The organism is Aristaeella lactis (assembly GCF_018118585.1).
GTDB classification, from domain to species: domain Bacteria; phylum Bacillota; class Clostridia; order Christensenellales; family Aristaeellaceae; genus Aristaeella; species Aristaeella lactis.
Window position 1 is genome coordinate 3,110,898 of the sequence record NZ_CP069421.1, and the last position, 14,669, is coordinate 3,125,566.

The window sequence follows — 14,669 nt, forward strand, 5'->3', positions numbered from 1 at the left end:
TCCTTTGTTGCGGAAAAATTAAGCGTTATTCTTTTCAAGCGCTTCCCACAGGCCGTTCAGGTAAGCCACGCCCAGGGCACGGTCATACAGGCCGTAGCCGGGACGCCCCTGCTCATCCCAGATCATACGTCCGTGGTCAGGACGGATGTAGGTATCCGGGCAGGTCTCGTGGATTGCTTTCATGATTTCATATACATCCAGGTCGCCGGTGGAGGACAGGTGGGATGCCTCCCGGAAATGATGATAGCCAAGGTATTTGACATTGCGGACGTGCATGGCGCCGATACGGTTCATGCTTCCGAAATGCCGGATGGCTGCCGGAATATCGTTGTCCGGGTTGGAACCCAGGGAACCGGTGCACAGGCACAGGGTGTTGGCGGGGCTGTCGTGCAGCTGCACCATTTTGTCAAAATCCTCGATGCTGTGAGTGATCCGCGGCAGACCGAAGATCGGCCAGGCAGGATCGTCCGGATGGCAGGCCATCCGCACACCGACTTCCTCGCAGACAGGGATGACAGCATCCAGGAAATACTTGAAGTTTTTCCGGAGACCGTCCGGGGTCATGCCTTCATACTGCTTCAGGGTAGTTTCCAGCAGGGCGAGACGTTCCGGTTCCCAGCCGGGAAGGGAAAAGCCCTTGCTGCCGGCGGCAGTGCGGCGGACGATTTCCAGGGGCCCCATATCTCCGAGGTCTTTTTCATCAAAATACAGACTGTTGCTGCCGTCCTCCGGGATCACCCGGGCCAGGTCTGTGCGCAGCCAGTCAAACACCGGCATGAAGTTGTAGATGATGACCTTTACGCCGTGCTTTGCCAGCATCCGGATCGTGGAAATGTAGTTGGCAATGTATTCATCCCGCCTGCCAAGACCGGTCTTGATATCTTCATGGACGTTCACAGACTCGATGACTTCGATTTCAAGTCCTGCCTCGTTAACTTCCTTCTTCAGCGCGATGAATTCATCTTCCGGCCAGTCCACACCGGCGGGCTTTTCCAGCAGGCCCATGAGGCCGGTCATGCCGGGAATCTGTTTGATGTACTTCAGCGGAATCGGGTCAGACTGGCTTCCATACCAGCGAAATGTCATTTTCATGTTTCGGATACTCCCTTTCTTGTTTTCATTCGGATATTGACGGCGGAAAACACCGTCAGAAGAACAATCGACACCAGGATAGCGATCATGCTCATCTCAAATCCGCCGCTTTGCGCGAGGAAGCCCACCAGGGCAGGCATCAGGATACCGCCTGTCGCTCCAAAGGCCAGCAGGGTTCCCGTCGCCAGCGGATAGGTGTTGGTATAGTGCACGGCGTCGGAATAGATCATGGGGCAGATCCCGGCCATGCAGAATCCCATGCCCGCAATACACCCCGTCACCACCGGAACGGCTGACGCCAACAGCATTCCGGTGAAACAGGCGGCCATTCCGATCGACGCGACAAACATCAGGATCTTCTGGGATACTTTCCGGGAAAGCCAGGCACATGTCAACCGTCCCGCCAGGATCACCGCCCACAGAAGGGTCGCCATGGACTGGCTGTAAGCGGCAATGTCTCCCTCACCCATGGCAGTGAAGAGCGACTGCTTATGCTGCAGGTAGGTAACCAGCCATCCGTTAATGGCATATTCGCTGCAGATATAGCAGAACATCATTCCGGCGAAAACCAGAAAAGCCGGCTCTTTCAGGAACGCCATTGTCCGTGCCTCTTTCTGCTTCCTGTCCGGACGGTCATCCGGCACCTGCGAACGGGAGAACAGGAATACTGCCGCTGCGCCGCATAGTACCACAAAAAAAAGTCCGGCCTGCCAGGCTGCAATGCGGCTCAGCAGAAGAAAGGCCATCGGTGCGGTAATGGCACCGACGGCAAAGCACGCATGCAGAATATTGGCTGCCGCGGGGCTGCCGTCAGTCAAGACGTTCACCGTGTGGTTGTTGAAATTCGTAACGGAGCCACGTCCAACACCCGTAAGCACAAAAGCTGCGAAAAGAAGGCCCGGAGCACCGGTAACGGCCATCAGGGTCATCCCCAGGAAAGCCAGGGAGGCCAGAAGAGCAATGGATCGGCGGCGTCCCAGCCAGAAGGGCACAATACCCGAAACAAATCCGGCAACCATGTTGCCGATTGAATGAGCGGACAGCAGCACCCCGCTGAAGGAATCTGACAGTCCCCAGCTGCGTTTGAGATCCGGCATGGCGGATCCGAGCATCAGGGAAACCATACCGCTGCAGAAAAACGCGTAAAAGCACGTCAGCAGCAACCGGCGGCGGGAAGGATCCATTCGGCGGAGGAAAGAAAACATCGGCATACTCCCTGAATACATCCCGGGCCTTTTCAGGCCCGGGATCATTCATCATTCAGTTTCCGGATCACACACTATATCCGAACAGTTGCGGCAGCCAGAGGCTGATCTGCGGAATGAAGGTAATCAGGATCAACGCGGCAACCATGCAGAGATAGAACGGCATGGTCGCCCGGACCACATTTTCCATAGGACGTTTTGCCACGGCGGAACCGATAAACAGCACAGCTCCGACCGGCGGAGTCAGCAAGCCGATACCGCAGTTAAGCACAACCATGATACCAAACTGGATCGGGCTGAGGCCGATAGACGTAGCTACAGGCAGCAGGATTGGTGTTGCAATCAGGATGATCGGCGCCATATCCATGATCATGCCCAGTACCAGCAGGATCACGTTCAGCAGCAGTGCAGTGATAATGGGGCTGTTGGAAATGCCGGCAATCAGCGCAGCAGCTTTTGCGGGAACATGCAGGTTGGTCAGGCAGTATCCGAAAGCGCCGGACATGGCAATCAGGATCAGCACAATGGCCAGCGTGTCGATACAGCTCTCAAAGCTCTTCCAGACGCCTTTCCAGGTCAGTCCCTTGTAAATGAACACAGATACAAACAATGAGTAGATGACCGCGATAGCAGCGGATTCAGTAGCGGTAAACACGCCGCCCACAACGCCGACAACCACGACCAGCACCGCCAGCAGGGCCCAGATGCTCTTGCCCAGCTGTTTGACGAAGTTTTTGATGGAGAATTTCTCCCCCTTGGGATAATTCCGCTTCACAGAAATAATATAGGATCCCACCATCAGGGCTATAGCCAGCAGGGCGCCGGGCAGATAGCCTGCCATAAACAGCGCGCCGACCGAGATACCGCCGGCTGTAGTGGCGTAAATAACCATGTTGTGGCTGGGCGGAACCAGCAGTCCCTCGCAGGAGGAAGTGATGGTCACAGCAGTTGAAAAGTCCACGTCATAGCCTTCATCCACCATCATGGGAATCAGGATGGAGCCAAGGGAAGCGGTGTCAGCAGCAGCGGAACCGGAAATGCCGCCGAAAAAGTAGGACGCAACGATGTTCACCATTGCCAGGCCGCCGCGCATCCATCCGACAATGGAGTTGGCCAGCGCAATCAGCTTCTCCGAAATGCCTCCGGAGCCCATCAGCACGCCCATTGTGATAAAGAACGGCACAGCCATCAGGCTGAAGGACCATACGCCGCGCACCATCTGCATGGGCAGGACGCTCAGTTTCTGGCCCATGGAAATCAGGCACAGTACCGTGGAAATACCAACAGAGTACGCAATGGGGAAGCGCAGGAAAACCATCAGCAGGAAACTGCCGAGCAGAATAATCGTGGATAAGGTTTCAGCATCCATTATGCCTGCACCTCCTTCTTTTCAGTCTGGGGCACAAAGAATTCTTCTATATGCAGGAATACCTGTTCAAGTTCAAAAATAACCATACTCACACCTGCTACAGCCACGGGCAGGTACATCCAGATCTGGCTCAGGTTCGGCAGGGAGGAGTACTTGGCAAATCTTGCAATATTGCCGGTGGGTTTGATCACATCCAGCCCTTCGATCAGCAGTACCACGCCAAGCGCCATCACCGCAATGTCTGCCAGCAGGTCCAGCGTGAGCAGCACTTTCTTTGGCAGGTACTTATCAAAAGCCGTCATGCGGATGTGGCTGCGCTTGCGGATTGCCAGCGTAGCGGAAAGGACCGCCATGTAGACCATCAGAGTCAGGACCATTTCTTCACCCCAGTGCGGGGCTGTAAAGAAGGGGAAATAGCGGCCGGCTACAGTAACAGAGGTAATGATGATATCTCCGATCAGGAGAAGCTTGCAGATAAACAGCATGATCTTGTAAGTCCAGTCATAGACGGGCTTGATCTTTTCCAGCTTCTTAAAAATGGTTGGCATTCAGAAGCCTCCTTGGTATCATGTGTGAACGGACAGTGTCTCTCAGCAAAAATACGAATCGGGGGCGCAGGAGTTGGGCCCTGCACCCCCAACGGGTTCATTGTTTAATCGTCTTTTTCAGATCATTACTGCAGCGCCATGATCGCTTCATAGATTTCTTCCATGCCAGCGATATTCGCTTCCAGAACAGCCTTGGTAGCTTCCTGCCAGACGCTCTTGTCTTCCACTTCGTTGACAGTGCAGCCCATTTCGATCAGCTTGTTGTAAGCATCTTCCTGACGGGCCATAACGGACTTCTCGCATTCAGCCATCGCGTAATCGGCAGCTTCCTGAACCATAGCCTTCTGCTCATCGCTCAGCTTGTCGAAGCAGGAATCGGTAGCGATCAGTTCGATGGTGCCCAGGGTGTGGCCGTCACGGAGCATGTAGGGAGCAACTTCCTGGAAGGAGTTGGACAGGTAGTTGGTGATGGGCTGTTCAGCGCAGTCCACAACACCGGTCTGAAGCGCGCTGTACAGTTCACCGAAGGAAACGGGAGTGAAAGAGGCGCCCAGGCCCTGCAGCAGGCCGGTCATGATCGGGTCGTCAGACACGCGGATCTTCAGGCCCTTCAGGTCTTCGATGGTCTTGATGTCGACCTTGGAGAAGAAGTGACGATAGCCTTCTTCACCATAGGCCAGGCCGGTCCAGGGCTGACCAACTTCTTTGGCTTCAGCCAGCATTTCCTTGGCCAGGTCGCTCTTAACGAACTTCCAGTAGTGCTCTTCGCTGCCGAAGACGTAGGGCAGGGTCAGGAACACGCTCTTCTTTGCGCCATACTGATTCAGTGCGAAAGCGGAGATACGGACGATGTCAGCGGAAGTGTCGCCGCCCAGGATGTTGGCCAGGACTTCTTTTTCGCTGCCCAGAACGCCGCCGCCCTGGAGATCAACAACGATTTCACCGGCGGAAAGCTCTTCCAGCTTCGTCTTGAAAGCCCAGGCCACGTCGCTGACGACAGAGCCCTTCTCAGCGTTCTCTTCCAGAGTAGCGGGAACGGGGTTCACTTCAGCATAGGTCAGGGTAATCGGATCCGCAAAAGCGGCGGTGCAGCCCAGCAGCAGAGCCAGGGCCAGCAGGATACCAAAGAGTTTCTTCATGGGGTAGTCCTCCTTATGAAATTTCGGATGATCTCATCCTTCTGATGGCAATATCTAATCATATTCTCTCCATATTGTACATGGTATGAAAAAACATTATATATTGCAAAAAACGTCAATTTCAGTATAATGAGAGCAGGAAAAGATTGCGATTTGGGGTGATAAATATAGACGGCGCCTATGTTTCCGCGTTCAACGTATTGCAAGAAATGAGCAGGGACGACATAGAGGTCTATCATTACAACGACAGCGCAACCTATCATGTGCCGCCGCACCAGCATGACTTTTATGAGCTCTACTGCCTGCTGAACGGACCCTTTACCTTTCATGTGGAGAACAACCGATATGCCCTGAAACCGGGATCCCTGCTGCTGGTACAGCCGGGGGAAGTTCACTGGCCTGAACTGGAACAGCCGCCCCGGGATATCGAACGTATTGTACTATGGCTGAATCCGCAGTTCATTTCATCCCTGTCCATCTTTCTGCCCCAGACGCTGGGCACCTTTGGTGAAAACCTGCAGAAAGAGCAGCTGATCATTCCGGAGGAAAAAACCTACCAGGTGATCCTGGGCCTTTTGTATTCCCTGTTATATGAAAAGAACAGGGCGGATGCTGACAGTCCGTACCTGTGCCATCTGATCCTCTCACAGCTGCTGGTCTACCTGGGCAGGGCTATGAACGAGAGGGAAATGCCCCCGGAAAGACTGGGAGCAAGATACAGGGAGATCATGCTGGTTCATGAATATATCAACGCCCATTTTAAAGAGGAACTGACTGTCAATGATCTTGCGGAACATTTTTACATGGACAAAAACACATTGACGAGGCAGTTCAAACGGATCATCGGAATGACACCCGGGGATTATATCCGGCGGAAGCGGCTGGAAACCGCCCACGCGTTGATCCGTCAGGGCTACAGCGTACTGAATGCCGGTTATTCGAGCGGGTTCTCGGACTACAGTGCTTTTTACCGGGCATTCTGCCACCTGTACGGCCAGGCTCCCAGCACTTTTTCCAGCCAGACCAGAAAAAACAGGACGGCGGCGTACCGCAACGGAAAGTGAGGAATAAAAATGGAAACAAACCCGGAGATGATTACCATTCCGGTAAAACTGGATGAGAAAACCTTCAGACACTTTGCATATTTCGATATGTTTATCCTGCGGAAGAAATGGATCAGGCCGGTCGTGTTTTTTCTGATCATGACCGCCTTTGCCTTTGCTGCACTGCTGATCAGGAAGGAGCAGTCCGGCATGATTGCTGCGGTGCTGCTGGTCATCGGGATCGGACTGCCGCTTGTGTATGCCGGAAGCTTCCTCAGCCAGGTGAACATGCAGGCGGTCAGCCGCAAACTGAAGCCGGCCAGGTATGTTTATACAGTGACACTCGGCGGGGAAGGCGTTACAGCAAAAGATAACGGAAAGAACGAAGAAACGCCGGTTATCCCCTGGGAGAAGGTTCAAAGGGCTTTCCGGAGGAAAGGGTGCATCTATCTGTATGTGACCGCGGCAAAGGCGTTTCTGCTCCCGGCGGGACAGGCGGATGCTCCGGATCACGAAGTATGGGACTTTATACAGGACCATCTTGGCGCGGATAAATGCAAGGGATAATAAAGAAGGAGAAAACAGAAATGAAAGGATCGGTTATGCATCGCAGCGATATCACGCCCATTCCGCTGGGGGGAGGCGTGGAGCGGAGGATCCTGGCGTATGAGGATCCGTTGATGGCGGTGGAGGTCAGCTTTGAGGCGGGCGCGGAGGGAGCACCTCATGTGCATCCGCATACCCAGCTGAGTTATGTGCTTTCGGGGTCTTTCCGATATGATGTGGAGGGGGAATCCACGGTCCTGAACCAGGGGGATTCCATTGTGGTTCCGGGCGGCCTGGAGCACGGGACACTGTGTCTGGAAAAGGGAGTCCTGCTGGATGTGTTTACGCCGAAACGGGATGATTTCCTGGCTCGATAATTTTCCCGAACATACCATCCTGACCCGCAGCCGGTTTTTATCTGCCGGCTGCGTTTTTTATGCGTAAAACAGACAGGACGTCTATATATATAGGAAAGAAAAATTCACGAAAAAGCTTTCTTTTTGGGCAAAAAAGTGGTATAATAAATTGATTTGAAACGCCTTATTTTTCAATGGTTTGAGGGCTTTCGAAAATAGCCCGGATTTGGCCAAAAAAAGCGTACAATTCCGGGATTCGCAAAAGAGAGAAAAAACGAGGTGTACCATGGCAGAAGAAAAGGATCTTGAACTGGAACAGGTGACTGCTGTTACCGCCGATTACGGAGAGGAGCAAATCCAGGTCCTGGAGGGCCTGGAAGCTGTCCGCAAGCGGCCCGGTATGTATATTGGTTCCACGGATGCCCGGGGTCTTCATCATCTGGTATATGAGATCGTGGACAATTCTGTGGACGAAGCACTGGCAGGGTTCTGCAGGCAGATCAACGTCACACTGAATTCAGACGGCTCTGTTACCGTTATGGACGACGGCCGCGGCTTCCCGGTGGGCCTGCATCCGAAGATGCAGCGTCCCGCAGTTGAAGTGTGCCTGACCGTTCTGCATGCCGGCGGCAAGTTCGGCGGCGGGGGATACAAGGTTTCCGGCGGCCTGCACGGTGTAGGCGCCAGTGTTGTAAACGCGCTGAGCAAGCACTTTATGGTCACTGTTTACCAGAACGGCCAGATCTACCAGCAGGAGTATGAACGCGGCAAGTACCTGTATGACCTGAAGGTGATCGGCACCACAGACCGCACCGGCACGACGATCCAGTTCTGGCCGGACGTGAAATCCGAAGAAAACCCCGAGGGTATTTTCGAGACCGGGGATTTTGAGTATGACACCCTGCGGAACCGCCTGCGTGAAATGGCGTTCCTGAACAAAGGCGTCCGGATCATCTTCCGGGATGAACGCCCTGAAGAACCCAAGGAAAATGACTTCTGCTTTGAAGGCGGACTGCGGGAATTTGTAAAGTTCCTGAACCAGCACAAGCAGGTGCTTTTCCCTGAACCCATCTACACCGAGGGCATCAAGGACGGCATCCTGGTGGAAATGGCCATGCAGTATAACGACTCCTATGCGGAGAATGTGTATACCTTCGCCAACAACATCGCCACACCGGACGGCGGCACCCACCTGCAGGGCTTCAATACCGCGGTGACCCGCGCCATAAATGACTACGGCCGCCGGTACAAAATCCTGAAGGACAACGAGCCGAACCTGAAGGGTGAGGACGTGCGTGAAAGCCTGACGGCGATCGTCTCCATCAAAATGGAGGATCCGCAGTTCGAAAGCCAGACCAAGTCCAAGCTCGGTTCCGGCCAGGTCCGCGGCGTGGTGGACAGCCTGGTGAGCGAGGAACTGACCACCTACCTGGAAGAGAATCCCACGGTGGCAAAAGCCATCGTTACGCGCTGCGTGGACGCCCAGCGTGCCCGTGAAGCGGCCCGGAAGGCAAGAGAGGCAACCCGGCGTAAGACCGTGCTGGAAAGCGCTTCCCTGCCCGGCAAACTGGCAGACTGCTCTGAACGGGATCCCGCCAAGTGCGAGATCTTCATGGTGGAGGGCGACTCCGCAGGCGGCAGCGCCAAGGGCGGCCGTGACAGCAAGACCCAGGCGATCCTGCCCCTGCGCGGCAAGATCCTGAACGTTGAGAAGGTCCGGCTGGACCGGGCCCTGGAGAACGCGGAAATCCGCGCGATGATCACAGCCTTCGGATGCGGCTTCGGTGACCAGTTTGACGAGAGCAAGCTGCGCTATCACCGGATCGTCTGTATGACGGATGCTGACGTGGACGGCGCGCATATCCGGATCCTGCTGCTGACATTCTTCTACCGGTTCATGCGGCCGTTGGTCGAAAAAGGCTACGTGTATGCCGCCATGCCGCCTCTGTATAAGGTGACCAAAGGTAAGACGTCCCGTTATGTTTATGATGACGATGAACTGAACCGTGTACTGGACGAGATCGGCCGGGATCCGAAGCCGGATATCCAGCGGTACAAAGGCCTTGGTGAAATGAGCGCCCAGCAGCTCTGGGACACCACGATGAATCCCGAAACCCGCATGATGATGCAGATCACCCCGGAGGACGCCATGGAGGCGGACCGGCTGTTTACACTGCTGATGGGCGATGACGTGGAACCCCGGAAACTGTTCATCCAGGAAAACAGTGACCTGGTGAAGGACCTGGATGTCTGATTCAGGTTGGAGGTAGGAAGTAGGAGGCAGGAGGTTTTTAACCGACAACCTTCAGCTTCTGATAAACGAGTTTTCTGATTAATGAGTGTTTGAGGATTGAGAAATGATTCAAGACAAGCTGATTCCCGTCAATCTGGAACAGGAAATGAAAAAAAGCTTCATCGCCTATGCCATGGCGGTGATTGTGGACCGGGCCCTGCCGGACGTACGCGACGGTCTGAAGCCGGTCCACCGCCGGATCCTGTACGACATGTCCGAAGAGCTGGGGATGACCCCGGACAAACCGACCCGCAAAAGTGCCCGTGTGGTCGGTGACGTTCTGGGTAAATTCCATCCCCACGGCGACTCTTCCGTTTACGACGCCATGGTCCGCCTGGCCCAGCCCTTCAACATCCGCTATCCGCTGATTGAAGGCCAGGGTAACTTCGGTTCCGTCGACGGTGACGGTGCTGCAGCCATGCGTTATACCGAAGCCCGCCTGCAGAAGCTGACCATGCACCTGCTGGATGGTATCGATAAGGATACCGTGGACTTTTACCCCAACTTTGACGAAACCCTGCAGCAGCCCTCTGTGCTGCCGGCCCGGTTCCCGAACCTGCTTGTGAACGGTTCCAGCGGTATTGCCGTCGGTATGGCAACGAACATTCCGCCGCATAACCTCACCGAGGTGATCAACGGCGTTATCTGCATGATCGACAATCCGGAATGCACAATTGACGATCTGATGCAGCACATCAAGGGACCTGATTTCCCCACGGGCGGCCTGATCATGGGCCGCAGCGGTATCCGGGCGGCGTACCATACAGGCCACGGCCGGATTACCGTCCGGGCCAAGACCAATGTGGAGGAAATGGGCGGCAACCGCAGCCGCATCATTGTGACGGAGATCCCCTACCAGGTGAACAAGTCTGTCCTGGTCAAGAAGATTGCCGACCTGGTGCACGAGAAGAAGATCGAGGGCATCAGCGACATCCGGGATGAGTCCAACGACCGCCAGGGCATGCGCATCGTGATTGAACTGAAGCGGGATGTTCAGCCGCAGGTTGTGCTGAACATGCTGTACAAGCATACTCCCATGCAGGAGAACTTCGGCGCCAATATGCTGGCCCTGGTGGACGGCAAGCCCCAGGTGCTGAACCTGCGGGAGATGATCTACTACTACCTGGAGCACCAGAAGGACGTAGTCACCCGCCGGACAAGGTTTGAGCTGAACAAGGCCCAGAACCGGGCTCATATTTTGGAAGGCCTGCTGAAGGCACTGGATCACATTGATGAGATCGTTGCCATCATCCGGGCCAGCAAGGATACCAACACCGCGAAGGAAGCCCTGATGCTCCGTTTCGAGTTTTCCGAGAAGCAGGCCCAGGCAATCCTGGACATGCGCCTGGCCCGTCTGACCGGCCTGGAACGGGAACGCCTGCAGGAGGAATACGAAGAACTGGAAAGAACCATTGAACGGCTGACCGCGATCCTGGGTGACGAACACCTGCTCATGGACGTGATCAAGACCGAAATCAGTGAGATCCGGGATAAATTCGGCGATGAACGCCGCAGTGAGCTGACCATCGCGGAGGATGACATTGACATCGAAGACCTGATCCAGGAAGAAAACATGGTGGTCACCCTGACCCATGAAGGGTATGTGAAGCGTGTTTCCTCCTCTGTGTACCGTGCACAGCACCGCGGCGGACGCGGTGTCTCCGGTATGAACGTGAAGGAAACCGACTACACGACCCAGATGTTCGTGGTCAGCACGCATCAGGAGATTATGTTCTTCACGAACATGGGCCGGGTATACAGCCTGAAGTGCTACCAGATTCCGGAAGCCGGACGCCAGGCCCGCGGCACGGCGATCATCAACCTGCTGCACATTGTCAGCGGGGAGAAGGTTTCCACCATGCTGCCCATGCCGAAGGAGACTGAGGAAGAGCACAACCTGGTGATGGCAACCCGGAACGGTATGATCAAGAAGACCGCCCTGGAAGAGTTCCGGAACCTGCGCAAAAACGGCCTGATCGCCATTGCCCTGAGAGAGGGCGATGAGCTGATCGGCGTCCGGCTGAGCAACGGTGACGATGAGATGCTGGTTTCCACCCGTAAGGGCAAGTGCATCCGCTTCAATGAGCGGCACGTGCGCAACGTGGGCCGTAACTCCATCGGTGTACGTTCCATGAGGGTGGCGGAAGGCGATGAAGTGATCGACATCGCGGCGGTTGAACCGGAAACGACAGTACTGGCCATTACCACCAAGGGCTATGGCAAACGGACCGATCCGGAAGAATACCGTGAACAGGGCCGCGGCGGCATGGGCGTTAAGGCCATGCAGCTGACCGACAAGACCGGCGACCTGGCTGCCCTGATGTTCGTGCACGAGGATGAAGACATCCTGCTGATCACGGACGACGGCACCATTATCCGGGCCAGGGCTGCGGATGTTCGCCTGTGCGGTCGTTCCACCCAGGGCGTCCGTATCATGAGGCTGGCGGAAGGCAGCACCGTGGTGGGCGTCTGCCGGGCTGAAAAAGAAGAGGAAGAAATTCCGGAAGAAATCCCCGCCGAAGGCGCGGAAGCAACGGAAGCGGCGGAAACCTCGGAAGGCGCTGAAAAGCCTGAAACGGAAGGAACCTCCGGGGACGCTCAGGAAAAGAATCCGCAGGAATAAAACACCATAAAGAAATCTCCGGCTTTCGAGAATGAAAGCCGGAGATTTTTTCATGCCGGGGTTTGCGGGACGGAATACTGGGGACCGTTCCCGGCAAAGCTCAGAAATAGAAGATGTCTTCAAATTTCTTGTCCAGGGCGACACACAGGATCAGCGCCAGTTTGGCGGTCGGGCAGAACTGACCGGTCTCGATGGAGCTGATGGTATTGCGGGAAACACCGACCAGCTCTGCCAAGCCTGCCTGGGACATGCCTTTTTCTGTACGGATCTCCTTCAGCCTGTTTTTCAGAATCAGTTGATCGTTCATAGGCTGCCTCCTTATTTGGTCAGCTGGATGATCCAGCCGGCCAGACACGCCAGCGCGCCCAGACCGTAGAGGATTGTGAAGACCAGCTCGTGCCTTTTATGCAGTTTCATGTACTTGTAGCCGAAGACAGCTGCAGACCCCGCAAGAATGGCAAAGCAGATATCAAAGCTCATTTTTTCCTTCGTGATCGCGGTGACAACCATTACAGCGGACAGCAGCAGGATGACAACGACCCAGCCAACCTGCATGCTGTTTCTGGACACTTCCAGATTGACCATATCCATACCGCGGTTCTCAAGTTTGCTCTTTGCAAGGATCTCTTCCTTATTCATCTGTAAAACCTCCTCTCAATTGCCAAGTACACTTGGCACGGTAAAAGCATATCATTGCCAAGTGTACTTGTCAAGCACTTTTGTAAATTTTTTTCCGGATTGGTTCTCGTGTCTACAGAAGCAATGGTTTTCCATCAGATGCTTTTCATAACAGACAGAAAAACAGGAAACCGGAGACGGATTCCTGTATAATTTGCACTCTGCCGGGAAATATACACCCATATTTTTCGGGGACCATCCTGTTTTATTTACAGCGTTCCTGTTATGCTTTAATCACAGTGAAGCTTATCATGATGACGGGAAGGAGTGCCAAATAATGAGAGGATACTCATACATGAAAATGCTGATGGCCAATGAAGAGGCGTTGAACAACGAATACAAATGGTCAATGCTTATTCTGCTGGCAGTGGTTGCGGCTGTCTGCCTGCTTGTACACCGGCGCAACGTCCATGACAGGGAAAGCGATGAAACTTCCCGGGAAATCATGAGAAACTGTGGAATGGATGAAGAATACAAGGACAGGTTTTCCGACTGATAACCGGAAAAAGCAAAAGGGTGAATCCCTGCCTTTTCAGCATATCAACCCCCGCGGAGATGTGAATTCCGCGGGGAGAATTTTTTCTTTAAGACTCATTTAAGGTTCATCCGATATGATGCATCCGGAATCCAGGGAAAAGGAAAGGATGGCCGAAAGATGACAGACATACTGGAAAACAGGACCGCAGAAACCGAAGCGTTGAAAGCGGCTGAAAAAACGGAAGGAAAGAAGAAAAAGAGAAGCCGGAAAAAGAAGACTCTGAAGCGGCTTTTCTGGCTTGTAATCATCCTGCTGGTGCTGGGTGTGGCCCTCTGGTCCGTGATCAGCAAACTGCAGGCGGAATACAGGGTGACCTACGATCCCTATACCGCCACAACAGGAAGTATCTCCAATTCATTGTCCTTTACGGGCAGCATGCAGCTGGTCAACAGCGCTTCCTATACTGCTTCCTCGGACGCAAAGATCCGGGAAATCTATGTGGCTGAAGGGGATAGTGTCAAAGACGGCGACAAGCTGATACGCCTGTCGAACGGACAGCTGGTTGAGGCGGAGTTTGACGGAATAGTCAATACCATTGACGTGGAAAAGGGCGACGAGGTGAAGGCCGGGGAAAGCCTTATAACCGTAGCGGACTTTGATCATATGAAGGTTTCGGTCCGCATCGGTGAGAGTAATATCAGCGAGGTCACGGCAGGCCAGAACTGCCGCGTGACGGTTTCTTCCGCAGGTGCGACCTTTGACACGGTGATCGACAAGATCGATTATGTATCCTATACAGGCAACAACGTGGCCTATTACACAGGGACGGTGCTGGTGGATACCACCGGCACAGAGAATATATGGCCCGGGATGCAGGCAACCGTCACTGTGCCGCAGGAAGAGGCGCAGAACGTGACCGTGCTGAAGATGGAAGCCCTGAGCACCGCACGGGACAACACTGCTTATGTTTATAAGGAAAACGAAGACGGTGAAATGGAGCAGGTCGCTGTGACGGTAGGCGTGAGCAACGGCAACTATGTGGAGATCAGGGAAGGCGTTGCTGCCGGTGAGACTGTTTACAAGATCGCCGAGAAGGAAGAAGAACTTACGGGTCTGGCCGGACTGTTCTCAGGCATGTTCTCCAGCACACAGGTAAACCGGAACACCAACCGGAACCGCAACAACCAGGGCGGAAGCTGGAATTCCGAATTCGGCGGCATGCCGGATATGGGCAATGCTCCGGGCAGAGATTATGCGCCAGGCGGTAATGGCAGCAACGGCGGATCACGGGGGAACTGA

The 14,669-nt window shown here is 54.5% G+C and carries 14 protein-coding genes; 7 read left to right on the forward strand and 7 right to left on the reverse strand.

Going from position 1 to position 14,669, the window contains the following annotated elements:
* Positions 1-18: 18 nt before the first annotated feature.
* From uxuA to JYE50_RS14060, 5 genes are all read right to left on the reverse strand, one after another.
* Positions 19-1,092 carry a mannonate dehydratase gene (uxuA, locus tag JYE50_RS14040; RefSeq protein ID WP_084096217.1) on the reverse strand — a complete coding sequence of 358 codons (1,074 nt, stop codon included), beginning with the start codon at positions 1,090-1,092 and terminating at the stop codon, positions 19-21.
* On the reverse strand, positions 1,089-2,297 hold the full coding sequence (locus JYE50_RS14045; protein WP_179138360.1) for an MFS transporter: 1,209 nt from the start codon (positions 2,295-2,297) through the stop codon (positions 1,089-1,091). Before JYE50_RS14045 ends, uxuA begins: the two co-directional genes overlap by 4 nt.
* A 67-nt stretch (positions 2,298-2,364) precedes the next feature.
* Positions 2,365-3,666, reverse strand: coding sequence for a TRAP transporter large permease (locus tag JYE50_RS14050; protein ID WP_084096219.1), 1,302 nt, complete (start codon positions 3,664-3,666; stop codon positions 2,365-2,367).
* Positions 3,666-4,214, reverse strand: a complete 549-nt coding sequence (locus tag JYE50_RS14055; RefSeq protein ID WP_084096220.1) for a TRAP transporter small permease — start codon at positions 4,212-4,214, stop codon at positions 3,666-3,668. Before JYE50_RS14055 ends, JYE50_RS14050 begins: the two co-directional genes overlap by 1 nt.
* 125 nt (positions 4,215-4,339) lie before the next feature.
* Positions 4,340-5,353 (reverse strand): TRAP transporter substrate-binding protein, encoded by a 1,014-nt coding sequence (locus JYE50_RS14060; protein WP_084096221.1) that lies wholly within the window; start codon positions 5,351-5,353, stop codon positions 4,340-4,342.
* Positions 5,354-5,562: 209 nt separating this feature from the next.
* On the opposite strand from JYE50_RS14060, the gene JYE50_RS14065 reads away from it, so the two are divergent.
* The 5 genes from JYE50_RS14065 (at position 5,563) to gyrA (ending at position 12,214) form a co-directional block, all read left to right on the forward strand.
* Positions 5,563-6,417 carry an AraC family transcriptional regulator gene (locus tag JYE50_RS14065; protein WP_143763640.1) on the forward strand — a complete coding sequence of 285 codons (855 nt, stop codon included), beginning with the start codon at positions 5,563-5,565 and terminating at the stop codon, positions 6,415-6,417.
* Between the two features lie 9 nt (positions 6,418-6,426).
* Entirely contained in the window at positions 6,427-6,963 is a 537-nt protein-coding gene (locus JYE50_RS14070) for a YcxB family protein (protein WP_084096223.1), read from the forward strand.
* Between the two features lie 20 nt (positions 6,964-6,983).
* A complete protein-coding gene (locus tag JYE50_RS14075) occupies positions 6,984-7,319 on the forward strand; it encodes a cupin domain-containing protein (RefSeq protein WP_283399227.1) in 336 nt (111 codons plus the stop codon).
* A gap of 265 nt (positions 7,320-7,584) precedes the next feature.
* Positions 7,585-9,552, forward strand: a complete 1,968-nt coding sequence (gene gyrB, locus JYE50_RS14080; protein ID WP_084096224.1) for a DNA topoisomerase (ATP-hydrolyzing) subunit B — start codon at positions 7,585-7,587, stop codon at positions 9,550-9,552.
* 103 nt (positions 9,553-9,655) lie between these two features.
* On the forward strand, positions 9,656-12,214 hold the full coding sequence (gene gyrA / locus JYE50_RS14085) for a DNA gyrase subunit A (protein ID WP_084096225.1): 2,559 nt from the start codon (positions 9,656-9,658) through the stop codon (positions 12,212-12,214).
* A 100-nt stretch (positions 12,215-12,314) separates the two neighbouring features.
* Here the strand turns inward: gyrA and JYE50_RS14090 are convergent, their stop codons facing one another.
* Positions 12,315-12,521 carry a helix-turn-helix transcriptional regulator gene (locus tag JYE50_RS14090; RefSeq protein WP_084096226.1) on the reverse strand — a complete coding sequence of 69 codons (207 nt, stop codon included), beginning with the start codon at positions 12,519-12,521 and terminating at the stop codon, positions 12,315-12,317.
* Positions 12,522-12,532: 11 nt separating this feature from the next.
* The gene (locus tag JYE50_RS14095) at positions 12,533-12,853 is read right to left on the reverse strand and encodes a DUF6442 family protein (RefSeq protein WP_084096227.1); all 321 of its coding nucleotides are present in this window, start codon (positions 12,851-12,853) and stop codon (positions 12,533-12,535) included.
* A gap of 316 nt (positions 12,854-13,169) precedes the next feature.
* On the opposite strand from JYE50_RS14095, the gene JYE50_RS14100 reads away from it, so the two are divergent.
* Together JYE50_RS14100 and JYE50_RS14105 are read left to right on the forward strand one after the other, a co-directional pair.
* Positions 13,170-13,388 carry a hypothetical protein gene (locus JYE50_RS14100; protein WP_143763641.1) on the forward strand — a complete coding sequence of 73 codons (219 nt, stop codon included), beginning with the start codon at positions 13,170-13,172 and terminating at the stop codon, positions 13,386-13,388.
* Between the two features lie 159 nt (positions 13,389-13,547).
* Positions 13,548-14,669: an efflux RND transporter periplasmic adaptor subunit gene (locus JYE50_RS14105; RefSeq protein WP_084096229.1), complete on the forward strand. Its 1,122-nt coding sequence runs from the start codon at positions 13,548-13,550 to the stop codon at positions 14,667-14,669.